The organism is Rhizobium sp. WSM1328 (assembly GCF_057653715.1).
The window spans coordinates 1,520,770-1,545,010 of the sequence record NZ_CM172788.1 but is presented as its reverse complement, the minus strand read 5'-3'; the positions used below and the strand labels follow the sequence as shown (position 1 = coordinate 1,545,010).

At 61.4% G+C, this 24,241-nt stretch carries 32 protein-coding genes and 1 pseudogene; 18 read left to right on the top strand and 15 right to left on the bottom strand.

Features of this window, described 5'->3' with window-relative positions; translation table 11 throughout:
* Positions 1-48: 48 nt before the first annotated feature.
* Both AC2444_RS07930 and AC2444_RS07925 read left to right on the top strand, forming a co-directional pair.
* A complete protein-coding gene (locus AC2444_RS07930; protein ID WP_128449026.1) occupies positions 49-1,035 on the top strand; it encodes a dienelactone hydrolase family protein in 987 nt (328 codons plus the stop codon).
* 285 nt (positions 1,036-1,320) lie between these two features.
* Positions 1,321-3,222: a potassium transporter Kup gene (locus AC2444_RS07925; RefSeq protein ID WP_128449024.1), complete on the top strand. Its 1,902-nt coding sequence runs from the start codon at positions 1,321-1,323 to the stop codon at positions 3,220-3,222.
* A 239-nt stretch (positions 3,223-3,461) separates the two neighbouring features.
* Here the strand turns inward: AC2444_RS07925 and AC2444_RS07920 are convergent, their stop codons facing one another.
* The 3 genes from AC2444_RS07920 to AC2444_RS07910 are packed head-to-tail and all read right to left on the bottom strand — an operon-like array spanning position 3,462 to position 4,581.
* Positions 3,462-3,821 (bottom strand): response regulator, encoded by a 360-nt coding sequence (locus AC2444_RS07920; RefSeq protein ID WP_164902755.1) that lies wholly within the window; start codon positions 3,819-3,821, stop codon positions 3,462-3,464.
* Entirely contained in the window at positions 3,818-4,183 is a 366-nt protein-coding gene (locus AC2444_RS07915; protein WP_128449022.1) for a hypothetical protein, read from the bottom strand. Before AC2444_RS07915 ends, AC2444_RS07920 begins: the two co-directional genes overlap by 4 nt.
* Before the next feature lie 50 nt (positions 4,184-4,233).
* Positions 4,234-4,581 (bottom strand): hypothetical protein, encoded by a 348-nt coding sequence (locus tag AC2444_RS07910; protein ID WP_128449019.1) that lies wholly within the window; start codon positions 4,579-4,581, stop codon positions 4,234-4,236.
* 188 nt (positions 4,582-4,769) lie between these two features.
* Between AC2444_RS07910 and AC2444_RS07905 the strand changes: the two genes are divergently transcribed.
* Both AC2444_RS07905 and AC2444_RS07900 read left to right on the top strand, forming a co-directional pair.
* Positions 4,770-6,698 (top strand): DNA cytosine methyltransferase, encoded by a 1,929-nt coding sequence (locus AC2444_RS07905; protein ID WP_245461231.1) that lies wholly within the window; start codon positions 4,770-4,772, stop codon positions 6,696-6,698.
* Complete coding sequence (locus tag AC2444_RS07900) at positions 6,691-7,104, top strand: hypothetical protein (protein ID WP_128449017.1); 414 nt, start codon at positions 6,691-6,693, stop codon at positions 7,102-7,104. The genes AC2444_RS07905 and AC2444_RS07900 overlap by 8 nt, the downstream gene beginning before the upstream one ends.
* On the opposite strand, the gene AC2444_RS07895 is transcribed toward AC2444_RS07900, so the two are convergent.
* Together AC2444_RS07895 and AC2444_RS07890 are read right to left on the bottom strand one after the other, a co-directional pair.
* Complete coding sequence (locus tag AC2444_RS07895) at positions 7,092-7,412, bottom strand: hypothetical protein (protein ID WP_128449015.1); 321 nt, start codon at positions 7,410-7,412, stop codon at positions 7,092-7,094. The genes AC2444_RS07900 and AC2444_RS07895 overlap by 13 nt on opposite strands.
* A 141-nt stretch (positions 7,413-7,553) precedes the next feature.
* The gene (locus tag AC2444_RS07890) at positions 7,554-7,784 is read right to left on the bottom strand and encodes a hypothetical protein (protein ID WP_128449012.1); all 231 of its coding nucleotides are present in this window, start codon (positions 7,782-7,784) and stop codon (positions 7,554-7,556) included.
* Here AC2444_RS07890 and AC2444_RS07885 point away from each other — a divergent pair.
* Positions 7,774-8,175, top strand: a complete 402-nt coding sequence (locus tag AC2444_RS07885) for a hypothetical protein (RefSeq protein WP_128449009.1) — start codon at positions 7,774-7,776, stop codon at positions 8,173-8,175. The two genes, AC2444_RS07890 and AC2444_RS07885, sit on opposite strands and share 11 nt — an antisense overlap.
* 13 nt (positions 8,176-8,188) lie before the next feature.
* Here the strand turns inward: AC2444_RS07885 and AC2444_RS07880 are convergent, their stop codons facing one another.
* Entirely contained in the window at positions 8,189-8,575 is a 387-nt protein-coding gene (locus AC2444_RS07880; RefSeq protein WP_128449007.1) for a response regulator, read from the bottom strand.
* A 203-nt stretch (positions 8,576-8,778) separates the two neighbouring features.
* Here AC2444_RS07880 and AC2444_RS07875 point away from each other — a divergent pair, with 203 nt between their 5' ends.
* Both AC2444_RS07875 and AC2444_RS07870 read left to right on the top strand, forming a co-directional pair.
* Entirely contained in the window at positions 8,779-9,054 is a 276-nt protein-coding gene (locus tag AC2444_RS07875) for a hypothetical protein (protein WP_245461230.1), read from the top strand.
* Positions 9,055-9,063: 9 nt separating this feature from the next.
* Positions 9,064-9,291, top strand: a complete 228-nt coding sequence (locus tag AC2444_RS07870) for a hypothetical protein (RefSeq protein ID WP_128449005.1) — start codon at positions 9,064-9,066, stop codon at positions 9,289-9,291.
* Between the two features lie 235 nt (positions 9,292-9,526).
* Here AC2444_RS07870 and AC2444_RS07865 read toward each other — a convergent pair whose 3' ends face one another.
* On the bottom strand, positions 9,527-10,003 hold the full coding sequence (locus AC2444_RS07865) for an Hsp20 family protein (protein WP_128449002.1): 477 nt from the start codon (positions 10,001-10,003) through the stop codon (positions 9,527-9,529).
* 245 nt (positions 10,004-10,248) lie between these two features.
* Between AC2444_RS07865 and AC2444_RS07860 the strand changes: the two genes are divergently transcribed.
* From AC2444_RS07860 to AC2444_RS07850, 3 genes and pseudogenes are all read left to right on the top strand, one after another.
* The gene (locus AC2444_RS07860; protein WP_128449000.1) at positions 10,249-10,575 is read left to right on the top strand and encodes a hypothetical protein; all 327 of its coding nucleotides are present in this window, start codon (positions 10,249-10,251) and stop codon (positions 10,573-10,575) included.
* 13 nt (positions 10,576-10,588) lie between these two features.
* A complete protein-coding gene (locus AC2444_RS07855) occupies positions 10,589-10,888 on the top strand; it encodes a hypothetical protein (protein WP_128448998.1) in 300 nt (99 codons plus the stop codon).
* A gap of 193 nt (positions 10,889-11,081) precedes the next feature.
* Positions 11,082-11,315: pseudogene (locus tag AC2444_RS07850) on the top strand (efflux RND transporter permease subunit); the annotation flags it as partial.
* Positions 11,316-11,441: 126 nt separating this feature from the next.
* Here the strand turns inward: AC2444_RS07850 and AC2444_RS07845 are convergent.
* Together AC2444_RS07845 and AC2444_RS07840 are read right to left on the bottom strand one after the other, a co-directional pair.
* On the bottom strand, positions 11,442-12,230 hold the full coding sequence (locus AC2444_RS07845; protein ID WP_245461229.1) for a sulfite exporter TauE/SafE family protein: 789 nt from the start codon (positions 12,228-12,230) through the stop codon (positions 11,442-11,444).
* A 132-nt stretch (positions 12,231-12,362) separates the two neighbouring features.
* Positions 12,363-12,944, bottom strand: a complete 582-nt coding sequence (locus AC2444_RS07840; RefSeq protein ID WP_128448993.1) for a TetR/AcrR family transcriptional regulator — start codon at positions 12,942-12,944, stop codon at positions 12,363-12,365.
* A gap of 163 nt (positions 12,945-13,107) precedes the next feature.
* On the opposite strand from AC2444_RS07840, the gene AC2444_RS07835 reads away from it, so the two are divergent.
* Both AC2444_RS07835 and AC2444_RS07830 read left to right on the top strand, forming a co-directional pair.
* Positions 13,108-13,296: a hypothetical protein gene (locus AC2444_RS07835; RefSeq protein ID WP_128448990.1), complete on the top strand. Its 189-nt coding sequence runs from the start codon at positions 13,108-13,110 to the stop codon at positions 13,294-13,296.
* Positions 13,293-13,814 (top strand): hypothetical protein, encoded by a 522-nt coding sequence (locus tag AC2444_RS07830; RefSeq protein WP_028732211.1) that lies wholly within the window; start codon positions 13,293-13,295, stop codon positions 13,812-13,814. Before AC2444_RS07835 ends, AC2444_RS07830 begins: the two co-directional genes overlap by 4 nt.
* 37 nt (positions 13,815-13,851) lie before the next feature.
* Here the strand turns inward: AC2444_RS07830 and AC2444_RS07825 are convergent, their stop codons facing one another.
* From AC2444_RS07825 to AC2444_RS07815, 3 genes are read right to left on the bottom strand one after another with little or no spacing between them, the layout of a single operon-like run.
* Complete coding sequence (locus AC2444_RS07825) at positions 13,852-14,184, bottom strand: hypothetical protein (protein ID WP_028732212.1); 333 nt, start codon at positions 14,182-14,184, stop codon at positions 13,852-13,854.
* 57 nt (positions 14,185-14,241) lie between these two features.
* On the bottom strand, positions 14,242-15,318 hold the full coding sequence (locus AC2444_RS07820) for a L,D-transpeptidase family protein (protein ID WP_080671749.1): 1,077 nt from the start codon (positions 15,316-15,318) through the stop codon (positions 14,242-14,244).
* A complete protein-coding gene (locus AC2444_RS07815; RefSeq protein WP_245461228.1) occupies positions 15,251-15,661 on the bottom strand; it encodes a hypothetical protein in 411 nt (136 codons plus the stop codon). The genes AC2444_RS07820 and AC2444_RS07815 overlap by 68 nt, the downstream gene beginning before the upstream one ends.
* Positions 15,662-15,824: 163 nt before the next feature.
* Here AC2444_RS07815 and AC2444_RS07810 point away from each other — a divergent pair, with 163 nt between their 5' ends.
* Together AC2444_RS07810 and AC2444_RS07805 are read left to right on the top strand one after the other, a co-directional pair.
* Positions 15,825-17,771, top strand: coding sequence for a multicopper oxidase domain-containing protein (locus AC2444_RS07810; protein ID WP_128448987.1), 1,947 nt, complete (start codon positions 15,825-15,827; stop codon positions 17,769-17,771).
* Between the two features lie 92 nt (positions 17,772-17,863).
* Entirely contained in the window at positions 17,864-18,073 is a 210-nt protein-coding gene (locus tag AC2444_RS07805) for a cold-shock protein (protein WP_028732216.1), read from the top strand.
* A gap of 274 nt (positions 18,074-18,347) precedes the next feature.
* On the opposite strand, the gene AC2444_RS07800 is transcribed toward AC2444_RS07805, so the two are convergent.
* Positions 18,348-18,866 (bottom strand): Spy/CpxP family protein refolding chaperone, encoded by a 519-nt coding sequence (locus AC2444_RS07800; RefSeq protein ID WP_245461227.1) that lies wholly within the window; start codon positions 18,864-18,866, stop codon positions 18,348-18,350.
* 59 nt (positions 18,867-18,925) lie between these two features.
* Between AC2444_RS07800 and AC2444_RS07795 the strand changes: the two genes are divergently transcribed.
* Both AC2444_RS07795 and AC2444_RS07790 read left to right on the top strand, forming a co-directional pair.
* Complete coding sequence (locus AC2444_RS07795) at positions 18,926-19,492, top strand: Crp/Fnr family transcriptional regulator (RefSeq protein WP_128448984.1); 567 nt, start codon at positions 18,926-18,928, stop codon at positions 19,490-19,492.
* A 55-nt stretch (positions 19,493-19,547) separates the two neighbouring features.
* On the top strand, positions 19,548-19,751 hold the full coding sequence (locus AC2444_RS07790; RefSeq protein WP_028732219.1) for a heavy-metal-associated domain-containing protein: 204 nt from the start codon (positions 19,548-19,550) through the stop codon (positions 19,749-19,751).
* Between the two features lie 54 nt (positions 19,752-19,805).
* Here the strand turns inward: AC2444_RS07790 and AC2444_RS07785 are convergent, their stop codons facing one another.
* Positions 19,806-20,468, bottom strand: a complete 663-nt coding sequence (locus AC2444_RS07785) for a diguanylate cyclase (protein WP_028732220.1) — start codon at positions 20,466-20,468, stop codon at positions 19,806-19,808.
* Positions 20,469-20,628: 160 nt separating this feature from the next.
* Between AC2444_RS07785 and AC2444_RS07780 the strand changes: the two genes are divergently transcribed.
* A complete protein-coding gene (locus AC2444_RS07780; RefSeq protein WP_128448982.1) occupies positions 20,629-23,103 on the top strand; it encodes a heavy metal translocating P-type ATPase in 2,475 nt (824 codons plus the stop codon).
* A 55-nt stretch (positions 23,104-23,158) separates the two neighbouring features.
* Positions 23,159-23,623, top strand: a complete 465-nt coding sequence (cueR, locus tag AC2444_RS07775; RefSeq protein ID WP_128448980.1) for a Cu(I)-responsive transcriptional regulator — start codon at positions 23,159-23,161, stop codon at positions 23,621-23,623.
* A 28-nt stretch (positions 23,624-23,651) separates the two neighbouring features.
* Here the strand turns inward: cueR and AC2444_RS07770 are convergent, their stop codons facing one another.
* A complete protein-coding gene (locus AC2444_RS07770) occupies positions 23,652-24,188 on the bottom strand; it encodes a cytochrome c (protein WP_128448978.1) in 537 nt (178 codons plus the stop codon).
* Between the last annotated feature and the right edge of the window lie 53 nt (positions 24,189-24,241).

Sequence of the window (24,241 nt, the reverse complement as noted above, 5' to 3'; positions counted from 1 at the left end):
ATGGCGGTCTAACGTGTTAAGTTGAACGCCAAGTCGGAGGTGCTTGACATGGCACGCTTCATTGGAGCCGCCCTCACTCTGTGCATCGTGACACTGTTCGCAGCGCACGGATACGCCGGGGAGGTCCGGCCGAAATTTCCCCCGGACGAGACATTGACAGTGCCGTCGCTTACCCTGACGGATGAGCAGTTCTTGCAGGGGAATACGGCGAACGGAGTTGCTGTGACGCTGACTGGTCAGCTCAGATTTCCCAGTTGGAATGAGCATCTGCCAGCCGTCATTCTGCTCCATGGTTCCAATGGTGCTGCCAACAGCACGCCAGCAGTTCGATGGGGCGAATTTCTCAACAGAATGGGCATCGCCACGTTCCGCCTTGATAGCTTTAGCGGACGAGGCATAGACCAGGTCGAGACAGATCAGTCGCGGCTGAGCTCCTTCGCACAATTCTACGACACCTATCGCGCCGTCGACGTGCTCGCGGCCCACCCACGGATCGATCCGTCACGCGTCGCCGTGATGGGCTTCTCGCGCGGCGCCACCGCAGCGCTCTATACCAGCATGCGGCGCTTCCAAGCTCTCCATGGGTCAGCAAAGGCGCGCATTGTCGCGCATCTTTCGTTCTATCCTGCGTGCAACATTCACTTCATTGACGAACTCGACATTGCCGATGCACCAGTCCGCGAATTCCACGGCGCGGCGGACGACACGACACTGGCTGTGACGTGCCTTGATTACATCACGCGTCTCAACGCCGCCGGAAAGGACGCTGTCATGACCAAGTATCCCGGCGCGCACCACGGGTTCGATAACCCCGATGCGCGGTTTGTTTCCGTTACTCAAAGCGCACAATCCTCTCGCAATTGTCAGCGCCGCGAGGAAAACGGCAAGATACTCAATGTCGAGACTGGCAAACCCTTCACCTTCAATGATGCTTGTGTGGAACTCGGTTCAACAGTGGGCTACGACAGAGCTGCGACCGAGGCAGCGCAAGCCACGGTGAAGAAGTTCCTGACAGGAGTATTTCGCCTCAACTGATCCGATCAATTCAGTATCAATCCAGGCTTCCATTCGAGGCGTAGCTGACTCCATCGAAGGACGTGCTGAAGTTGATGTTTCCATACACGGACTTGTTGCTCGACACGTGATGGTCTCGCTCGGCCCATCTCTCGTCGAGGTTCGACGAAAGGTACGAACCATGGCCGCCTACGGCACTGTCTGCTAGACAGGGACGTATGTCTTTTCATGTTCGTTCGGAGTTGCAATGACACCAAGCCGGTGGCAACTTTCAGCGTTCACCGTGCATGCAATAGGACAGCCCATTTGACCGATGCCAAGCTGCGATCAGCAGATCCGGAACTGGAACACCAGAGCCGGCGAGGACTGCCATCGCTCGTTCTCGCTGCATTGGGCGTCGTCTATGGCGACATCGGAACTAGCCCGCTTTATGCATTCAGAGAGGCTCTCCACGCCACCGGCGGATCCGGAGCTCATCGTGCAGACGTGCTTGGAATCCTGTCACTGATCGTCTGGGCGCTCACGATCGTCGTCACGTTGAAGTACGTAACGTTCGTGCTGAAGGCAGACAACCGGGGTGAAGGCGGCACGCTGTCTCTCATGACTCTCGCCCGCGAAAGTCTGACCGGGCGCCCCAAATGGGTGCTTGTCCTGGGCGTGATCGGCGGCTCGCTGTTCCTCGGCGACGCGATCATCACGCCTGCGATCTCAGTCCTGTCTGCGGTCGAGGGCATCGAGGTGGTCGCACCGGCGTTGTCCAACTGGGTCGTGCCGATCACCCTCACGATCATCGCCATGCTGTTTTTCGTCCAGCGATTCGGGACGAGCGGCGTGGCGTCGGTGTTCGGTCCCGTAACGGCTCTGTGGTTTATCGTCCTTGGCGTCAGCGGGGCGATCCACATATTTGACGACCCGTCGGTGTTGGGCGCAGTCAATCCGGTCCACGCACTCCGCTATGTCGCAAACAACATCGGCTCGGCCATCGCGGTGCTCGGGGCGGTCTTCCTTGCCGTGACCGGCGCGGAGGCCCTCTATGTCGACCTTGGCCATTTCGGACGCCGTCCGATCGTCACGGCTTGGTTTTCGCTCGTCTTCCCCAGCCTGCTTCTGAACTACTTCGGCCAGGGAGCGTTCGTGCTCGCGAACCCGGAGATGGCTGAGCATCCCTTTTTCAGCATGCATCCGGAGTGGGCGCGGATTCCTATGGTCTGTCTGGCCACCGCGGCAACGGTCATCGCCAGCCAGGCCGTGATCTCAGGCGCTTATTCCCTCGTCCGTCAGGCGATGCACCTCAACCTGCTTCCTCGCCTGCGCATCCTCCACACCTCCGAAACTCAGTCCGGACAGATCTTCATGCCGCAGGTGAACAACCTGCTGTTCATCTTCGTGGCTGCTCTGGTGCTCTTCTTTCAAAACTCGAGTGGCCTTTCCGCCGCCTATGGCATCGCCGTGACAGGCGAAATGTTCATCACATCGATCCTCCTGTTCATCGTGATGCGGCGGATTTGGAGCTGGAAGCTGGCGACGGCTCTTGCCGTCATCGTGCCGATGACACTGATCGACGCCGGGTTTCTAGCCGCCAACATCGCGAAGTTCGCAGATGGAGGTTGGGTTCCCGTTGCGGTGGCGACGACGATGGCGGTCATCATGCAGACATGGACGGCGGGGCGTCGGCTGCTTGCCGCCCGCACCAAGGCCGACGAAATCCCACTCGCAGCGATCATCGACAACCTGGCACGGAAGAAGCCACCCACGGTGCCTGGCACGGCAATGTTCCTGACGAGCGACATCGAAGGCGCGCCGACCGCACTCCTCCACAGCCTGAAGCACTACAAGGTGCTCCATGAGCAGAACGTCATTCTCAGCGTCGTGACCTCGACCACGCCTTTCGTCCCGGACGATGAGAAAATTTTTCTCGAAAGCTTCAATCGCCAATTCAGCCGGCTGGTGATCACGTTCGGCTACATGGAGACACCCAACATCCCTCGTGCGCTCGTCCTCGCCCGCAAGCTTGGTCTGAAGTTCGACATCATGTCGACGTCGTTCTTCCTGTCCCGCCGTACGATACTGCCGTCGAAGAAAGGCGGCCTGCCGTTCTGGCAGGACCGGCTGTTCATCTCGCTTGCTGAAAATGCCAGCAATGCGACAGACTATTTCGGCCTGCCGTCGGGGCGAGTGGTCGAACTCGGGCTGCAGACGACCATCTAGAGGCTGCCGATGAGCGCCGATCTTCCGTCACATCGCGAGGAACGCCGATCTTGTCGGTCTTCGATCTCATCTCGCTGCTCCTGGTACTCACCGCCGGGTTCGCTTGGGTCAGTCATCGCTATTTCTGGCCTCCCCCTCAATCGGGATCCTCGTGATAGGACTTGCGGCATCAACTTGCCCGTCCTACGGGCGTCGTCCAAGGGTTTTCGACGCCGTTGCAGATCTTCAGCCGCTTCAGACTACTCGTTTAGAACGATCTCCCCTACCGTCTCGACGACCGTCGAAGCCGGCTCGGTCCGGGGCACCTTCCTACCCAGCACCGGCTCGACGCCCTCCCCGACATAGTGAATGACAGAGCACGGCCAGTCGGGTCTTGCCTCAGCCCAGATGGCGACAGCGCCGACCGGATCGACACCTGAATCCATGACGACGATCCGAGGCTGAAGCCTGCGCATCAGAGATGCGGTCTCCTGCGACGTCCTGGTGGTGAAAACCGCCGCACCCGCCTGGGAGAGCGCCAATTCGAGTCGCCGGGCGACACCCGGTTCGTCCTGGACGACGACGACGGTTCCTTCGAGAGGCGGCGTCGAGAGCGTCATCTAAGGACTTCTTTCGATGGATCGAACGCTTTAAGCCGGCGGACTACTGCGTGATCATGTAAGGCGAACGCCCACTTCAGAGGACCCACCTTATGATTGCCACGAACGAACGCCCGCCATTCGACGACGCCGTGGCGATAGCGGCGCTCGGAACTCTTGTCGATGCCGGCCGTGTCGCAGATGCATCCGGCGTCTTGCGACGATACGACGGGTGGGCCGCCCAGCTTCCGGAAGCGAGTGCGGTTAAACTGAGGGATATCCAGCAGAAACTCGACGCTCTTCGGGAGATTGAAGAAAAGCACGGAAATGGCGCCGCGATGAATTTGGAGCATCCTGCCATGATCCGTGAGTTGAACCGCCACGCGCGCAAGCCTTTCCTGGAAGAAGAGCACCTTCGGAACGCAAGGTCGTATCAACGTGTGAGGCCTGCGGCGGCGGGGGCAACCTCAGTCGCGAAGTCTTCTTCGGTCTCGTAGGATTCGACACCGCTGTCGAACAGCGCGTCGACAATGTGCGCGCTTTGGAATTGTAAATCCGTCATATCGATATGGGCGCGCTGCCAGTCCGCCGTCCGTCGCGCGAACGCCTGCGCCCAGACTTCAAGCTTCCTGAAATGGGCCTTCATGGCCTCGTCCGAACGGTATTGAGCCTCGATTTCGCCGATGACGGAGAAAATGTCGCCTGTCGCCTCCCCGCCGAGAGGCAGCTTCGCGAAGTAAACGGTCTGAGACTTGCCCGGAGCGTCACCTGGCACGGTCATGGATCCAATCCTATAGTCAGGCACGGCATATCTCCATCTTTTTTCGAGATTTCACCTATCGACCGTTGCTTTTCCGTTAAGGCTGCTTAGTTCGTCGAATCCATTGAGATCGCTCGGATTTTACCGATCCGATTACCGGCACTGAAAGATCCGATGTCGTATGGACGTCTCGAAAGGGAACACTCCGAATGGCCGACATCGAGGCAAAGGCGCAGGCGCTTTCCGCCGCCCGTCACCGTATACTTCAGCTTCAGGAACAGATGACCGACAAGATCCTGCAGATGGCGGCGGAAGTCGAAAAGCTGATGGACGTCGTCCCCATGTCTGAAGCGAAGGCATTCCTGAAGGCGCGATGCAACCTCCCTGCTGTCGAGCTGTCGACTTACGTGGGATTCGCGAAGACCTTGAAGGGATCGGAGAAAGTCCTTCGTGAGACTCGTGCTTCCTTCCCCGTCATGAAGGCTCTCGTCTCGGCGGACCACGACGCCCGGCGGGAAATCCTCGAGCGCATGGAGATCGGCGCCCAGATCGACACGAAAGACATCGCCTCGATCCGCAGGAGGCTTGCCGCGGCGAAGCTGACGGCGGCCGAGGTGTTGACGGCGGAGAACAAGAGGATCGTCGCCGCGGCCGCACGCAACCAGGTGAGACAGGCTCTCTCCGAGTTCGAAGGAAAGATGTCTTCCTTCAGCGACGAGCTGAGGCTTCATTTCCGAAAGGGACAGGGCGACCGCTTCATCGAGCAGGCCGGCCTCCGTCACCAGGCGGGACGTCTTCTCGAGAAGTTCGAATCCTTGTTCGGAGGCGATCAACCTCCTCTCGCTTCCCTGCGACACATGTCTCCACGATACCGGATCGCACATGCGCACAAGGTGCTGGGCGACGTCGCCACCGGTCGGCTTTCGGAAATCGGTCCGATGCAGACGAGCGCGTTGCAGGCTGTCGCTGGCAGGGCAAGGGTGTCGGGAGACTTCCGCCCAAGGACGCCGCTCGCCGACTTGGCATCCCTCTCGTTCCGTCCTCGGGTTCTCGAGCTGTGCGCAGGCGCCGGAGGCCTGGCACTCGGTCTTGAACTTGCAGGATTCGAGCATGTCGCGCTCATCGAGTTCAACAGACACGCAGCGGCCACGCTGCGAAAGAACCGGCCGGACTGGAACGTCGTGGAGGCGGACGTCCGGAAGGTCGACTTCACCCAGTACCGGGACCAGCGCATCGACCTGCTGACAGGCGGTCTTCCTTGCACTCCTTTCACCTCCGTCGGAAAGCGGAAGGGCAAGCAGGACGACAAAGACTTGATGATGGAAGGCGTACGCGCGGTGCAGGAGGCCGCGCCCAAGGCGTTCGTCTTCGAGAACGTCGACGGCCTGCTGCATTCCAAGCACTCGGACTACGTAGCCGCACTCCTGAGGAAGTTCTCCAAGGCCGGCTACGTGACGGACATCCATCGCATCAACACCAGGGACTACGGCCTTGCGCAGGATCGTTCGCGCATCATGATCGTCGGCTTCCGAAAGGATCTGGCGGGCGTCTTCAGGATGCCGCCCAGGTTCCCCGGCTTGGCGACGAACATGGGCGATGTCCTGCAGGATCTGATGTCCGCCAACGGCTGGGTCGGCGCGGAAGACTGGGTACGAATGATGCGCGAGCGCCCCGAGTTCGACCGGTTCGGGAATCCCATCGGTGTCGGCGCGCTGTCCGACACGATCCGCGGTTATCAAGGCAGCCCCAAGAAGGGCGAGGCCCGCCGCGCTCTCGAAAACGGCGTCTCCTATGCGCCCCCGGCGAAAGCCGCTCCGACGAACGAGGACGCTTCCAGGGATCGATTCCTGCCCGGCTTGACTAACCGCATGCGTGCCCGACTGCAGGGATTCCCTGATGATTGGGAATTCGTCGGCGGCCTTGGAGCGGTGGCTAATCAGATCGGGAATGCAGTCGCGCCTGCGGTTGGGCAGGCTATGGGATTGGCGTTCGTCTCGGCCTTGATGGGGTGGGAGATCGACTGGCAGGTTCTCGTTGGTCGCCCTGCCCGAAAAACTGCCATCAGTTCGCCTCCGCTAGATCCGACGCATGGCGAACTCTTATCGATTCCCCCATACGAACAGGTGTACCTTGAATAACGTCATACAGAAAATCGTTGATACCTTCGCCACCGTGAAGGTTTTCATCGACGGTGCCATTGTCGAGATCGTTCCTGCGGACGCCGACGTCCAGTATTGGACGACCACCTCCGACGGCCAAGTGCTCATGGGTGTGAACCGTGACGGCCTCGACAAAGTCCTCGCCGCTCTCGGTGTGATCGAAGACCGAGAGATCGCGCGATTGCAGGGGCAACTCGACGACATTGCCGACCATGCTGATGAGGTCTTTAGCTTGGCCACGCTCGAGCTGGCAGCACGCGGCAACGAAATCTGGTTTAGGATCGCGGGCTACAGCTCATACGGATGGAAGTTCGTTGAGTTCGCCGACGTCGAAATGCTGCTCGCTTTCGACGTTTCTAGCGATGACAGCACTTACGGGACCTGAAGAAAAGCGCAACGTCGGGCGTTCTCCGCCATCCCCAGGGTATAGCGGTGTCCTTTCACCGCTAGCGACTGAATCACCGTGCGATGGCTCAAGTTCAGGGCCGCGCCGCGGCCATGCTGTCGATCAACGGCCTCGAGAGAGGCTGCCGATCGCTCAAGCGCTTCGAACGCACGGGCGTGTGATTGCGCCGAGCCGGGAAATTTCTGCTTTGTGCGGTTCATATAAAAACGGAGTGCTTCACCGTCGCCCATGTCGCGCAGGTTCCCAAGGTAGACAAGCCATCTGTCTAATTTCAACGCCTGATCCATGACCACTGCTCCTTTCGAAACATCGTGGGCGATCGGAGCTACCGGCGCAAACGATCACGCATTCTGCGGCGCCGACGAACGAGGAGGCTTCCTAGGTAGGATTCCTGCCCGGCCTGACGAACCGGATGCGCGGAGTGGCGGTCAGACGACGATCCCGAACTTGGTCTGATCATCTGATGCCGCCAAAGCCTTCAGTCGCTCCTCGTAGCGCTTGATCTGGCTCCGCTGTTTTTCTGAACCTCCTGTCTGCAGAAGGTAATCAGCCCGTCGAAGCCACCAGCGCATGTAGCCAGCGTTCCTCGTCCGCAAACCAATCTCGAGGCAGCGGAGGCATGCTGCGATTAGCCGGGAGTCCGGGTAGTTGACTGTCATCGGCGGTTCCTTTTTTTTCAAGGATGCGTTTGACGTTCTGCCGGCGCAACTTCCGATCACTTTTGTTGGGTCGGTCTTTGGGGCATATGGCGACGTCATGAAGTTCGCCTGCTACTGTCTTGGCACGCTGGCCTCGCTCGATCGTCGCGGCAAGTCTGGAAACAAGGTCCAAGAGGCCCTGCGCGACTCGTGGTTCGAGCCCTACTATGTTCGACTTGAAGACGCTTGTGCCGCACTGGTCGACAACTTCGGCCGCTGGTCGGATAAGTCGGGTTTCGAAGCGATCGGAGATATCCTCGAGGATATTGTCGACAGGCACGTCATGAAAATCCGGCGGGGCGAGGAAGGCCGCTATAGCATCTACGTGCATCATCCGTCGGTTGGCCCGTGATCCGCGTCGGTTTTTAGCTTGAGTTGCCGGCACGATAGGACGACCCGCGCGGCATCAGCTCGCGGACGTGTGACGAAAGGAGCCCGAGGTCATACGGCTTAGGGAGAAATCGCGCGCCCCGTGGCAAGACGTCTGCGCCGACCTGGTATCTGCCCGAGGTGACAAGAATGCCGATCTCCGGATAGACGCCTGCCACGAGCTTCGCCAGGTCTACGCCCGTCAGGCCACCGGGCATGTCCACGTCGGTGAAGAGGACGTCGATCTCCCGACTCGACAGGATGGCGACTGCTTCGAGGACGGAGCCCGCCTCATAGACCCTGTAGCCGTCGTCTTCGAGGACGTCGACCGCAACGAAGCGAATGAGCGCTTCATCCTCCACTACCAGGACTGCTTTCTGCATGGAGCTGCCTCTCCTACCTCTGTAGCGGACATGATTCAGCGACAACGAAAGTCAACGACGGTCAGATAAGAAAATGCCGAATAAAGCAGTGGATATCCGCGAAGTTTTGGTTGACGGCACACTTCGAACGGATCTTCGGACTTCCGTCGGAAGTGACAGGCACGGTCGTTTTCGATACTCTTGCGCTGCCCCAGAGGAGAATTATGCCTACGATCCTCATCCTTGAAGACGAACCGTTCATCGCGCTCGATATCGAGACGGTTCTGGAGGAATGTGGCCAGCGCAGCTTCGTAACGCTCTCGGCCGGTTCGGACGCCGTTTCCTGGCTGAAGGACATCGCCATCCGCGGCACTCGTCGACCCTCGCCTCTCGGACGGCTTCTGCACTGCGGTGGCGCGGCATCTCGTCGATTGCGACATTCCGTTCATTGTCGTGGAACCCGTCGAGACGGCCTTGAACGGGTTTTATGGTCGGCGTAAGTCCGGGACATGACGACACGTTATCTCTGGACGCTGGAACGCGAAGGCCGGTCGCCCCGCAGCGGCCTCGACACGGTCGAGGAAATCATAGCGATCATCGAGGCCGAAGACGTTCCCGGCGCCATGTCGGCCGACTGGGTGGTCTCGTTCATGCGGATCGATGCCGACCAGGACGGATCGGCAGCTTACGAGTCTCCGCTGGGCTGGACGCTGCGTCTGCAGCAGATGGCTGCCTAGTTCGCCTTGCTATCAGCTCTCGAAGCGGTAGCCAGCGGCGTTGTCCTGGACCTGTCGAAGCCCCTGTAGGAAGCGTGCCTGAGCTTCCCTTGTCGATCCACGCCCGGTCTCCGATATCCGCGATCAAAGTCGGCTGCGCGCCGTCAAAAGGACGACGCCCTCTTCCATCCAACGGGTTGCATGTCGCACACGGACGGGAGCGCCGTCCAACACAGCGCTCCCGTTTCTCCTTCAATTAGGCGGCTTCCTGCTTTTCGCCCTCGATCTGCAGAGGGGCCTGTGTTTCGGCGCTGCTGCCGATCGCGATCTTGCGGGGCTTCATCGCTTCCGGGATCTCCCGCTTAAGCTCGATGCCGAGAAGCCCGTTGGTCAAGGAGGCGTTCTCCACCTTGACGTGGTCGGCGAGTTCGAAGCGGCGCTCGAAGGCGCGGCCGGCGATACCGCGGTGCAAATACTCACCATCCTTTTCGTCGGCCTTCTGACCCTTCACCACGAGCACGTTGCGCTCTTGCGTGATCTCGAGATCGGCGTCGGCGAAGCCGGCGAGCGCCATCTGAATGCGATAGCCGTTCTCGCCCGTCTTGACGATGTCGTAGGGCGGCCAGGTGTCGATGGCCTGCAGGCGCTGCTGCGCGTTGTTCAAGAGGTTGAAGACACGGTCGAAGCCGACGCTGGACCGATAAAGGGGTGCGAAGTCGAAGTCGTTTCTCATACCAAATCCTCCGTAAAGCGAGTTGGAATGGAGACGCGGAATTCGGCGTCTCCTGGTTGCAGTCGGCCCCATCGGGCGACCGACGGAAAATGATCTGGTCTCGAGCGTTTTTTGATTCAAGAGGCACATCAAAAAAATTTCGAGCATCGCGCTTCGAACCTCTTGAATGCTGTTTTCGTTGAAACAATCTCTTTTTCACCTGGAGATTTTCGCTCCGTTAGCTGGAAGTTTTTAGGAGACGCAAGATGAAAACGAAGAGCTCTGACCACACTAATCCCCAGAATGCGGTCGACGCGATATCCGCGTCGCACATTCTTCACCCGCACCGACACTTCGACCACCCGGAGGAGGTCGTCTCAGCGCGGCTTTCGAAAGACGAGAAACGAGCAATTCTTGCTTCGTGGGCTTCTGACCTTCACGCGGTCGAATCTTTGCCGGAACTGAGGCACCCGCCGGGCGTGCCCCGTCCAGTTCGATACAGGGACATTCTCGACGCGCTCAAGAAGCTCGACGAGTGGCGAGACGAGGACTCGCAGACGCAGTCCGCGCGCCTCCGGATTTTGCTTGGATAAGCGGAGGCCGGACATGAAAACCAGGCAAACCCAACCTCGGAGCCTCACCGCCACCCGTGATCCCGTACCACAGCGGCTCTTGGCGATTTCCCGCTATGTGGAGAACCTCCGCCGCCTCGCACGGCTGGCGGACCGCATCGGCCGCAGCGATCTCGGCACGGCAGTGCTGGAAGTGGCAGGATGTATGGAAAGGATGGCCAACGACATCGCGGTGAGCGCAACCGGCGCGGTCATCTTGCGGCGGGCCGCGAGACTTGTTGGTACCGTCGAAGGTCTTCTGGAGAGGCAGGCGAAGCTTTCAGTGCTGCATTAGGTCTGTTCCGGTCCAGATCGACTTTTCCGCGAACTGAGCCTGGGTGGCGCCGACCGTGCTCACTCGGGGCCACGCGACGTCGCACGATGACTTGTTCGGCAAATGCGCTTCGCACCGCCTTTCTCCGGCGTGGTTCCGCGGTGATGCCGGCTAGAAGATCGACGTCGCGTCGCGGCATCGCCCCGGCCTTTTTGTCGCCATCATGGCGGGCCTCGTTCCGATCCTCTGGCGGACGGGAACAGGATCGGAGATCATGCAGCGCAGCGCCGTGCCGATGATCGGCTGCATGGTCTCGTCGACGCTGCTGACGCTTGTCGTCATCCCGGCGGTCTACGGCTTGGCCAAGGGATGGCGGCTTCCTGTTGTGTCAGAGGCAGATCATGCTGTCTCAGAGGACGAGGGTAATTGCCTCGACGCTGCCGAATAGAACCGACACCCCTCCGAGTTCGATTGGGCTGACATAGTCGCCATTGCCGCCTTCCAAAGGTTCCGGATCAGTTCGGGCCTTTGCTATGCGAATACGTCGGCAGGACTGAGTTTCTCCGCCTTGCCTCTATTCGTGCTTCCATACCTTGAATGCAGACACGACGAGAATAAGCGACAAGACCGGGAGCAGAATGTCTTCGTCGACAAGTCCCAGCAGGAGACTTCCGACAAAGGCCCCGATGATCGAGCCCGCCGCCATGGCGACGGCAAATTCCCTCTTCTCCCTAATCACCGAAAAACTTCCGTCGCGGCTATACCGTGCAAACCCCACCAGCATCGTCGGAAGGCTGATGGCAAGGGAGAGGCTTCCCGCGAGCTTGATGTCCACGCCGAAGAGCAGGATCAACGTGGGAATGAGCAGCTCGCCGCCGGCCACGCCCATCAATGCCGCCACGACGCCGATCGCGAATCCCGCTGCAACGCCCGCGACCATTTGAGGAGGACCCGTCAACGGTGGCGCTTCCTGCCCATGGACGCCGTGCCCAAATAGCAGGACGACGGCCATCACCACCAGGAGCGCGGCGATGGTACGGAACAGCGTCTTCGATTTCAGCTTCGTCGCCCAGTCAGCGCCAAACCAGGCCCCAAACAAGCTACCAGCCAGGATATTCGCTAATATCGGCCATGATCCGGCGACAACCCCAAACGGTACGGACGACGCGCGAAATGGCAACGAGAACGCGACAACGATCAAACTCATCGCCTTGTTCATGATGACTGCCGAAAGCGCTCCGAATCCATAGACGCCGATTAGAAGCGGAAGACGGAACTCCGCCCCACCCAGGCCGATTAGACCGCCCAACGCCCCCACCACGGCGCCGCCGGCGAAAGCCGCAGTTTTCACATCCTTCGCCACGATCGATTCTCCGCCGAATGGAACGATCGCGAATGCTTATAGCAGGCGGCAATCCTTGAAAACGAAGAGACAGCGACACATAAGGTAGAGGAGCTTCCCCAGCGGAAACCATGCCCAAGACGTCAATGTCGGTCAAACCTCACTTGCCGCCATCGCTCCCTCGGCCACCAGCCTACGAAACATCGCATCGATCCGATGCGGCGGCAGCTCCGCGCCTCCGTCCAGCCACCAGGTGAGCACTGCCATAAAGGCGCCGACGACGTATTGGACGACGAGCTCGCGCGGTATGGCGTCGGTGGGATGCTCGGCGGGGTTCGCCGTCAGATCGTCGCGCACGAGGCCGGAAAGTATCTGGCGAATCGCGCCAAGCGCTACCGCGCCTCCTCGGCTGCCCGCCAGCGCCCGATAGAGATCGACGTGATCGCGGGCATGTTCGAACATCGGCAGGCTGAAGCCGAATGCGCCATCCCGCCCGGCGCGAGCGGCGGTGTCCGCAAGCTGCCTCCTCAAGCCGTCAAGCCCGTGCTGCTTCAGGTCGTCCTTGCCGGTGTAGTGGAGATAGAACGTCGATCGGCCAACGTTCGCCGCATGGCAGATCTCCTCGACGGTGATTGGATCGTAGCCCTTTTCCAGGATCAGGGAAATCAGAGCCCGATGCAGGGCCGCCCTGGTGCGGGCGACGCGGCGGTCGATGTAATGCTTCGCTGTTCCCATCGCTTTTCCCGGTCAAATCGAGCCGATTGTCCATGATCAGTCGCTCGTCGTCGATCGGACGTTGACACGAGCGAATACCCTACCCTGTTATCAGACACGACGTTCAGTTTCTTACGATCAGTTTGAAGGCGAGCAGCGAAGCTGCGGCAGGATAGGAACGAAGATGGTCGACGGACCCGCCTACCCCGGCATGCCACGTTGGGTGAAGATCTCCGGAGCCGTCCTCACGATGGCGATATTGCTGGCAGCCGTTCTGATGGTCTCCGGCATTGGCGGACAACATGGTCCTGGCCGTCACCTCCCGCTCGGCGACACGGGACGCCAGGGGTCGGTCGCGGGTGGCCGACCATGATCATGACGCCCGGCCTCCGGAAGGTCGCTCTCGTCGCCCATGTCGTCTCTTCTGTCGGCTCGCTCGGTGCGATCGCCGCGTTTCTTGCGCTCGCCATTGTTGGACTCGCCGGTCAGGACGATCGGGTGGTGCGGAGCGCATATGTCGCTGCAGAGGTGCTCGCGCGCGTCGTCATCGTCCCTCTGGTTTTGGCCTCGCTTCTCTCCGGGCTTGTCCAGTCGCTGGGAACTGCGTGGGGCTTGTTCCGACATTACTGGGTCCTGGCGAAATTCCTGCTGACCCTTCTTGTCGTCGTGGTGTTGCTGCTGCAGGTGAAGGGAATAGTCCAGGTGGGGGTTGCGTCGCTTGGGACGCCCATGTCGAACACCGACCTTCTCGATCTTCGGCGCTCGCTCGTCGTCCATGCGGCAGGAGGCCTCGTCGTACTGCTCGTGACGACGGCGCTGTCGGTGTACAAGCCGCGCGGGATGACGCGATACGGATGGCGCAGATATCATCAACCACGACCGGGCGGCTAGCCGCCATTCCCGTATTCGGTTCGACGCACTGGCGGCCTCAGAACCCCAGCGGCGGCGCGTAGAAGCAACGCACCGTGTCTTCGTTGGGGAACAGGCAGAGGTGATAGGAGTCGTCCGGCGACTCCCTGGTCTCCGCTTGTGGAATCATGAAGACGTGTCTGCGCGTCGCCAGCTTGTGGTCGCCCGGCAGAAGCGTCACTTCGTATCCGTCCTCGCGGGGATGGACGGTTTTCGACGAGATGCTCTGGCAGTCGCCGCTGTCGCCGTCTCCATTGCAGCAGTAGGGCTCATAGGTGAAGCCCGACGGCGCATGATGGGCGTGGGCCGCAGTGGCGAACGCCATCCCGATCGCCACAAGTATCATTCGCATGGCGTCCTCGCTTTCATGTCCGTCCGGAACGTGGGCAGCGTCCACGATCCGGATTCGTCACTTGCTTCCGTCGAACGGATCGGCCAACGCTGCCACCGGGCGGCTGATCGGATACTTGATGACGGAGACCTTCTCCGCGAGTTTGACGTCGCCGTTTTCTTCAAGGAGCGCGCGGAAGCTCGGATGCATGCCTCCGTCCTGGTACGCGAGCGGCCTGAAGCTTTTGGCGGCCAGCTCCAGGTATTTCTGTTCGTCCGCGGACGCCTTCGCGAGGACTGCCGGGTCGGATCGATCAACGCGAACCGCACACGCTGCGAGCGGATCGGCAGGGTCGCCGTCCTTGAATTCGGCGTCGAAGACGTACTTGCTGCCGCAGGCGGCCACCCTTGGCTCGCGACGGCGCACATCGAAGATGTCGTAGCCCTCCTTGAGATTCTTCCAGAAAGCGAAATTCGGATCGTCGCGATGTGCCGCCAAGTTCTGCGGCGTCATGCGGAACGGATAGGCCTGAACCTGGAACGCCTGCTGACCGCCTTTCAAAGCCTTCTCGACCACAGCATAGATTTCACCGACGCCCTGGTCGGTCAGCGCAAAACAGCCGGACGACGAGCAGGCGCCATGTACCATGAGGGCTTCGCCGGAATAGCCAAGGGCCGCTTCCAGGCGGTTGGGATAGCCAAGGTTGAAGGAAAGATAGAACTGTGATTTCGGATTGAGGCCACCCATGGAAACGCGGTAGAATCCTTCGGGCGCCTGTCGGTCGCCGGTCTTGGTCTTGGGACCCAGCTTGCCGGACCAGCGACACATCGGATAGACCTTGAGCAAGGCGTACTTGCCGCTGCCGTCGACCTTCCAGACCTCCAATTCGCTTTCCATCTTGAAGATGCGGACGAGGACCGGACTTTCCGGCTTCATGCCTTTAGCCCGCATGCTGGCCAGCAGCTTCAGCGGTATGTCGTGCGAAGCTTCGCCGAGACCATCCAGCGACTGTACGCAGCCGCTCAGGACCACGGCGACGACGACGAGCGCCGCCCGGCGAAGGTGCCGCCCGGCCCAATCTATTTGATTAACTATATTGAGTAACGAAGATAAACCACTGACGTGGCTTGCAAACATCGACATTCGCAAGGTCATGCCCTTCCCTTGTGGCCTGGATTCGAGCGGACGGATTCAGACGAAAGCGATGGGAGGACGCTGCTCGAACGCCCGCAAAGGTGACCGACGCGACGACGCCAAACGCGACGACATTGGACGGCGAACAACGGGCTTCCGGAGCTTGTGCGACGATGCCGTCCTGCTGGCAGTGCGATCCTGAAACCGATCGGCCGTCACCGCGATGGTGTCCGTCGGAGGTCGCAGGAACGCTGATGACGGCTGGGTCGGCGTGGCCGTGATCTGCAGGCGCGGCGATGCAGGGCGCGGCAAGCGAACCCAGCAGCATCATGGTCGCGACAAAGACGTTGATCAGTAGGCGCATCGGCTCGTTCCTGCGCAGAGTCTTCTCTGCTTCGGCGGCGTCATAATGGTGAACTTCGCCTTTTCGGTCAACGCAAAGGCACTACTTTCCAATTGCGAGCTCCCTTGACCTTCCAACGGTGGCAAGCCTCAACCTGCCCAAACAACGTCCAGGAGAACCGCTGTTGTTCATCCAGCCCGTCGACTATCTTCTTGTTGCCTGGTTTCTCCTCGCGGCGGTAAGCACCGCCTATGTCGCGTGGGACCAGTTCCGAAACAATCCCGAGCCGGCCGTGATGAAGTGGGGTTTCATCCTCGTCACGCTCTACCTCGGTCCTATCGGCCTTCTGCTCTACGTGCTTGCGGACAAGGAACCCCGGCCGAACACGCATGAGGAGTTCGTAAAGCCGCTCTGGAAGCAGGGGATCGGCAGCACCATCCACTGCGTCGCCGGCGACGCGACCGGCATCATCATTGCCGCGGTGATCACCGCCGTCGCCGGCCTGCCGATGTGGCTGGACATCGTCGTCGAGTACATTGCCGGGTTCGCCGTCGGCCTGTTCGTGTTCCAGGCGCTTTTCATGAAGAACATGATGGGTGGAAGCTACTGGCGGAACGTCCGCAATTCCTTCATGCCCGAATTCATCAGCATGAATGCCATGATGGCCGGGATGGCCCCGGTCATGGCGATCCTGATGATGGGACGCGACATGCGGGCGATGTGGCCTGGAGAGATGCTCTTCTGGGGCGTCATGGCGTTCGGGATCGGAATCGGGTTCGTGACCGCCTATCCCTTCAACGTCTGGCTGGTGGCCAAGGAGCTCAAGCACGGATTGATGACGGCGCGCGACGGCGACCAGAAAGCAGATGAGGCCGGCGAGGAACCTTCGAAGGAATCCACCAGCCGCATGAGCACGAGCCATCGGTCGGAAGCCCGCCACGCCCAGCACACGTCTCGCCATTCGTCTGCGTCTCATGGCAGTCACCAGCACAAAACGAAGCTGCCACCGGCCATCGCCCCCACCCGGACCCAGCTCGCCACGATGGCGGCCTTCACGCTGATCATGCTTGCTGGCGGCTACGCGTTTCCCTTCACGTTGGTCAACATGCGTCTCAGGGCTCATGACGTCGGGAGGTCGATCATGGCGCCTGGGATGATCATGACCTTCGATACGCCCGCAGACACCATGAAGGACATGGCGGCCGTCGACCCGCGCGACGTCGGCTTCGAGGCGCCCGCCGACGCCCATGGCGCTTCCGTCCCGGAGCCGCGGATGGAGGGTGGCGTGAAGGTGTTCGACCTCACGGCCTCCGTCATCCGATGGACGATCCTTCCGGGCGTGACCGTCGAAGCCTATGCGTACAACAACCAGGTGCCGGGTCCGACGCTCCGCGTCACGGAGGGCGATCGCGTCAGGATCAACGTCCGCAACGAGCTGCCCGAGAGCACGACGGTGCATTGGCACGGTCTGATCCTGCCGAACGAAATGGACGGTCCGGCGATGATCACGCAAAAGCCGATAGAACCCGGCCAGTCCTATTCCTACGAATATACGGTCGCCCAGCGGGGCACGTATTTCTATCACACCCACGACCATGTCGATCGGCAGCAGGCGCTCGGACTCTACGGAGCGCTCATCATCGATCCCAAGGACCCGGCCGATGCCATCCTCGCCGACGCGGAATACATGGTGCAGCTTCAGGAGTGGATTAAGCGGGATTGGCTCACCTTCCCGTCCATGCCGATGGAAGGGGCGTTTCCCAACTATTTCACGATCAACGGCAAGTCGTTTCCTGCCACGGAAACGGTCCGTATGAAGGTCGGCCAGACGCTTAGGGTGCGGTTCATCGGATCCAATACGACGGCGATCCATCCGATGCACATCCACGGCGGCCCCTTCGAGGTCGTCGCGGTCGACGGCGAGACGCTGGCCCAAACGGCCAGATACATGGCCGATACGGTCAACGTCGCACCGGGCCAAAGATACGATGTCCTATGGCAGGCGCGAAAACCGGGGAAGTGGCTGATCCACTGCCACATCTCGCATCACACGACGAACAACAACGTCGAGACGGATGGCGGCGGGGGCCTAATGGTCATCATAGACGTCGCGGGCGGGCAGACCGACTGACCGATATCGCGATTCCTGGCTTCCCGCCGCTTGCCAACGGGTCCACGGTCTTCCAATGTCTGTCCGCTGGGACGCCATGGGAGGATCAGATTATGACCACAGGTACAGTGAAATGGTTCAATCCGGACAAGGGATTCGGCTTCATCCAGCCGGACGACGGATCGACCGACGCGTTCGTCCACATATCGGCTGTTCAGCGTTCGGGTCTCTCCGGGCTGCAGGAGGGCCAGAAGGTCAGCTACGAGATCGTTCAGGATCGGCGGTCGGGAAAGTCTTCCGCTGAAAACCTCAAGGTCCTTTAGGCGGGCCGACGTCGGCTCCATGTTCGAACGGCCGACGTCTTCCCCTGGGAGGCGGCCGTGTCCGGGAAGAAGAAGCGCGCCCGTGCCAACATCGCTCTTGTTCGACGGCATCATTTTCGCGGGAGACGAAGGGTGCGCTCGCGTGTCTTGGAAAGTGCCAACCGCCTGGTCGCGGTGATCGCTGCTGCCGTCGTCATCGCCTTCATCGCAGCCATCGTGCTTCACGCGCTCTTGCGTGGGTAGAAGCGGCATCGAGGCAGGGGCGCCTGACGGTCTATTTCGAATAGCCGCGGTGCTTGCCATAGGCGGCGATCTGGCCGACGTCGAGAAGCCGGGTCACCTCGAGATGCGCCGCAAGGTGAATGAACCTCAACCGTGACCGGCTCGCCTCGGCAGTGGCAACCAGGTCGCGAAGGGCGGATTCGGTAATGGTCCTGCTTCTGAACGCCGCGTCGAGCTCCCGCTCGGCCTCGACGAAGACCTTTCCCTCTTCCGATGCCCGAGCCTGCATGAGGTCGAAAACCTCCTGCACCTTCAGGAGCTGATCGTCCGTCAGGCCTAGTCGGTCCTTCATGTGAAGCACATGCGAGGGACCGGGATAGCCGTTGAGCTCCGCCGGCTTCGCAAAGCCCCACCCGCCCCCTCTGGTCAGTTCGTCGACGTCCGTTCCCGACAAGGATTTGATATCCCGCGCCGCCTCCTGCGCATAGGGGGATGTCACGTGATGCACTCCCTCGGCCAATGCCTGTGTCGAGAGAACGGAGAACGTAAAGGCGACAAGCAGGGATTTCATCGATTGGGTTCCAATTGAGGATGTGACCGCCACTATTGCTTGTCGTCCCCGCGTCGGACATGATCGAAATCATGTCCGACACCCTCATGGATTACATTCGCAGCCTCTCGAGCAGAAGAAAGCCATTCGGCGCCGGCCAGGACCTCTTCAACCAAGGCGACGACGTGGAAAGCCTGTATCTCGTGGAGGCGGGCGTCGTTCATCTCGTCCGGCATCAGGCCGACGGCAACGTCGCGGTGCTGCAGCGGGCGTCGCCCGGAGTGATCCTCGCGGAAGCCTCGGTCTTCTCCAACGTCTACCATTGCGACGCCGTCGCCGTGACCGAGGTGAGCGCGACGTCGGTGCCGGTCCAATCGATCAGACGCGCCCTGCGCAGCAATTCGGACTTCGCCGAAGGCTGGGCGTCCTACCTTTCCAGCCAGCTACAGCAGACGAGGAAGCGCGCGGAGATTGCCAGTCTGAAGACCGTCTCCGCTCGTCTCGAATCCTGGCTTGCGTGGAACGACGGCGGGCTGCCGTCGAAAGGAGAGTGGAAGGCGCTGGCGGACGATATCGGCGTGTCGCCGGAAGCGCTGTATCGCGAGCTGTCCAAACGGCGAAGTTCTTTCGTGCGGGATAGGCCTTGACCTTCCCATGGTTGGAAGCACCATATCGGGGCGGTCTGACAATTTGGAGACCACGATGTACGAATTCGAAATCCAGAACATGACCTGCGGCCACTGCGCAAGCACCGTGGAGAAGGCGATCAAGACTGCCGATCCGGATGCCTTCGCCAGCATCGATCTTGCGGCCAGGACTGCCAAGGTTGAAACCAGGAGCGATCCCGCCGCGATCAAAACCGCCATCGAGAAGGCCGGCTATCCGTCCAGTTTCAAACACGTTTGACCTCGGAGCGGAGCGCCAGCTTTGGCAAGCGTTCCGCGCCGCGGTTTCAAACCGTCAGCGCGGAACCTCATACGTCTGAGGCGACCGTCGATACGCTTCTTCACACTCCGGCGAGCAGAACCACGGCCCGTCGGGGGCGGCCCGCCTGTAGGATGAGTACGGCGCATGCATCTTGCACACCGGATCGATCCAGGCTGGTTCAGCAGACGGAGCAAGCTCGATCTCATAGAGTGGGACTTCCCCCGCCACCGACCTAAGCGCCACCATTCCGAGGTCACGCACCAGGATGCCTCTGGCGACGGCCGCCTCCGCAACGGGCCGGGTGGCGAGCAATTGGCCGGGTGATGCGAGCGCGGCGATTCGTGCCGCAACGTTGACCGTCGATCCAAAGAGATCGCCTGCCCTGCGGACGACCGGCCCGTGGTTCAGCGCCGTCCGAGTGAGCGGCAGGCGCGGCTCCTTACGGCAGGCCTGCAGCAGCGGTCCAAGTACCTGGATCGCCGTATCCGGTTCAGGAAACGATAGCATCGCCTCGTCGCCGATCCATTTGATCGGCGGATCATAGCCGCTGAGGGCGTCGCGGACCATGCTCTCGAATACCTCAAGCACGTCGAGCGCGGCTGCGTCTCCATAAACGTCCGCAATCGCGCTGAATCCCGCGATGTCTATGAACGCAACGGTAGCCGGTGCGGTAGCTAGATTGTCTCGCTGCCTCACATCGCTCTCCACGGCCCGAAGATTTGATCCCTAGCAACGCCGCATTCTCGCTCGCGTTCGCTTCCAAAGCAACTTGTGAAGCTCCTTGTCAACATGAGCCCTTGACCTTCCCATCATGGGAAGGATTACTTATGTATGCAGTTCAACAAGGGATCGTCCCATGACTGCCATATCCAAGATCGAAAAGTCGACCGCATCCCCCATTCCGACGGAGTTCGGAATCGAGGGCATGTCGTGCGCGTCGTGCGTCGCCAGAGTCGAACGGGCGATCAAGGCCGTCCCCGGCGTCGACACCGCGTCGGTGAACCTCGCGACGGAACGCGCGACCGTGACGTTCAAGGACACGGTGGACGCGGCCGCCGTCCTGCAAGCCATCGAAGGCGCAGGCTACGAGGCTAGGATCGAGACGCTGGAGATGCTTGTCGTAGGCATGACCTGCGCCTCCTGCGTCTCCCGCGTCGAGCGTGCTTTGAAAGTCGTACCGGGGGTCGTCGACGCCTCCGTAAACCTGGCGACCGAGAAGGCCACGATCCGCTTTGCGGCAGGTACGGTGTCGCTGCGTGCATTGGAAGACGCCGTCCGCGCGGCCGGATACGAGCCGAAATCCGAAAGTGGGCCGGAAAAGGCCGCGGCCGCCGACCGCCGCGACGTCGAGCTTCGTTCGCTGGCGCTCCGCCTCGGCGTGTCCGCCATTCTCACCCTGCCGCTGTTCCTGATCGAAATGGGCTCGCACGTCATACCGGGCGTCCACGAGTTCGTCATGGACGTCGTCGGCATGCGGCAGAGCCTCTACCTGCAGTTCGCGCTGGCGACCGTCGTCCTGTTCGGGCCTGGCCTTGCCTTCTTCCGGAAGGGCGTGCCCAACCTGCTGCGGCTGGCGCCCGACATGAACTCGCTGGTGGTGCTCGGCACTTCGGCGGCATGGGCGTACTCCGTGGTCGCGACGTTTCTGCCCGCCGCCCTGCCCGCGGGAACCGTGAACGTCTACTACGAGGCCGCGGCCGTCATCGTGACCCTGATACAGCTCGGCCGCTACCTCGAGGCCCGCGCGAAGGGAAAGACCAGCCAGGCCATCACGCGCCTGCTCGGTCTGAAGGCGAAGACCGCCTTCGTGGAGCGGTCCGGCACGTTCGTGGAGATCGGGATAGACGAGGTCATGACCGGGGACGTGATCCGCATTCGGCCCGGCGAGAAGGTTCCGGTGGACGGCACGGTGGCGTCAGGGGAGTCCTACGTCGACGAGGCCATGATCACCGGCGAGCCGGTTCCGGTCTCGAAGTCCGTTGGAAGCGAGGTGGTCGGCGGGACGATCAACAAGACGGGCTCGTTCACGTTCCGCGCGACCAAAGTCGGGGCCGACACCGTGCTCGCCCAGATCGTCCGGATGGTCGAGGCCGCGCAAGGATCGAAGCTGCCGATCCAGGCCCTGGTGGACAGGGTGACCGGCTGGTTCGTCCCCGCCGTCATCCTCGCCGCGCTGCTGACGTTCGGCGCTTGGATGATCCTCGGCCCGTCCCCTGCGCTTAGCTTCGCGCTGGTCAACGCCGTCGCCGTCCTGATCATCGCCTGTCCGTGCGCGATGGGTCTCGCGACGCCGACGTCGATCATGGTCGGGACCGGCCGCGCGGCCGAGCTCGGGATTCTGTTCCGCAAGGGCGAGGCGCTGCAAAGCCTGCGCGAGGCCCGCGTCGTGGCCCTGGACAAGACCGGAACTCTGACGAAGGGCAAGCCGGAGCTGACCGACTTCCAGGTTTCGGAAGGCTTCCTGCGAGAGGACGTCCTTGCCTGGGTGGCGAGCATCGAGGCGCTGTCGGAGCATCCGATCGCCGAAGCCATCGTCAAGGCTGCCGAGGCGGAGGGACTGGCGCTCGCCGCCGTGGAGGGCTTCGAAGCGTCTCCCGGCTACGGCGTGCAGGGCACCGTCGCAGGTCGATCGCTGCTCGTGGGCGCGGATCGGGCGCTCGTCCGCGAGGGCGTCTCCGTGGAAGGATTCGCCTCGATCGCCGAGGCACTCTCCAGCAAGGGCAGATCGCCGCTCTATGTCGCCGTGGACGGCCGTCTTGCGGCGATCGTCGCCGTGTCGGATCCGATCAAGGAAACGACGCTCGAAGCGATCCGGTCCCTGCATGCCCTTGGTCTCGAAGTGGCGATGATCACCGGAGACAACCGTCGTACCGCCGAGGCGATCGCCGCCCAGCTCGGCATCGACCAGGTGATTGCGGAGGTGCGTCCGGAAGGCAAGGTAGAGGCCGTCAAACGGCTGCGCGAGCGTGGCAAGGTCGCCTTCGTCGGTGACGGCATCAACGACGCCCCGGCACTTACCGAGGCGGACGTGGGACTTGCCGTCGGCACAGGCACGGACGTAGCGATCGAGAGCGCCGACGTCGTGCTGATGTCCGGAGACCTCACCGCCGTCGTCAGAGCCATCGGGCTGAGCCGCGCGACCATCCGGAACATCAAGCAGAACCTGTTCTGGGCGTTCGTCTATAACGCCAGCCTTGTGCCCGTTGCGGCCGGTCTTCTCTATCCGTTCAACGGCACCATGCTTTCGCCTGTCTTCGCCGCCGGGGCGATGGCCATGTCGAGCGTGTTCGTCCTTGGCAACGCGCTCCGCCTTCGCGGCATAGAAGCTTGAAGCAATCGGGGCGTCGCCATCGGCGCCGCCCTCCCCATATCGACAGGAGCATGGAATGAACATCGGAGAGGCAGCAAAGGCCAGCGGCGTGTCGGCCAAGATGATCCGCTACTACGAGCAGATAAAGCTGATCACGCCCGCGCATCGCACGGAATCGAGCTACCGCACCTACGGCGACAACGACGTCCACACCCTGCGGTTCATACGCAGGGCGCGGGATCTCGGCTTCTCCGTCGAACAGATGAAGGCTCTGCTCGCTCTCTGGCGGGACAGGTCGAGAGCGAGCGCCGACGTGAAGAGCATCGCCCGCGAACACATCGAGGAGCTCGAACGCAAGGCGGCTGCGATCCACGCCATGACGGCGACGCTCAAGCATCTGGTCAAGCACTGCCATGGCGATGATCGGCCCGACTGCCCGATCATCGAGGAGTTCGCCAATCAGAGCGAAGAAGCGCCGCCGCCTGCGATCAATTCCCGCTTCGGTCTCAACGGATTGAAGACGGACCACGGTGGGCGCTAGCCGCACCTCTCGGTCCCGAGTGGCGACGTCATTCCATCCTGAACCTGACGTGGCAGGTCGTGCAGGTCTGGAGCATCAGGTGGAACGCGTGTTCGGCGGGCATCGCCGACAGTTCCTGCTCGTTGCGGACGTGGGTGCCGAGCGGCCCGCCGCCCATCGCCTCTCCAGGCTTCATCCGCATGCTGGCGGGCATCTGTCCGGGGTTTTTCTCCGCAGCGGCATCCAGCGCGACCGCGTAGTCACGCAGGTCGTTCGCGATGCTGTCGAACCGGTCGCGCTCTTCGAGGATGTTCGGCCTCGCCTTCGACTGCGGACTGGCAGCCTCGGAGGCGAAGTGTGCGGAGAGAACGCTGCCGGACTTGTCGCGGATCGTGTCGGCCGCCCATGTGAACTCGCCGGCCTTATAAGTTGCCGGATCCTTGAACATGCCGGAGATCGTCTTCGCCGCGGCGGCCATGGCCTTCATGTCCGCCTGGCGACGGGTGACCATGTCCTCCGCGGCCGGCGACGGAACCCCCGCCATCAGGACTGCTCCCACGATGGAGAGCAGTCCAACCTTCTTCATGTAAGCGGTCTTCATAAACGCTGCGTTCCAAACCGTGCCGTGCCACCTGCTGC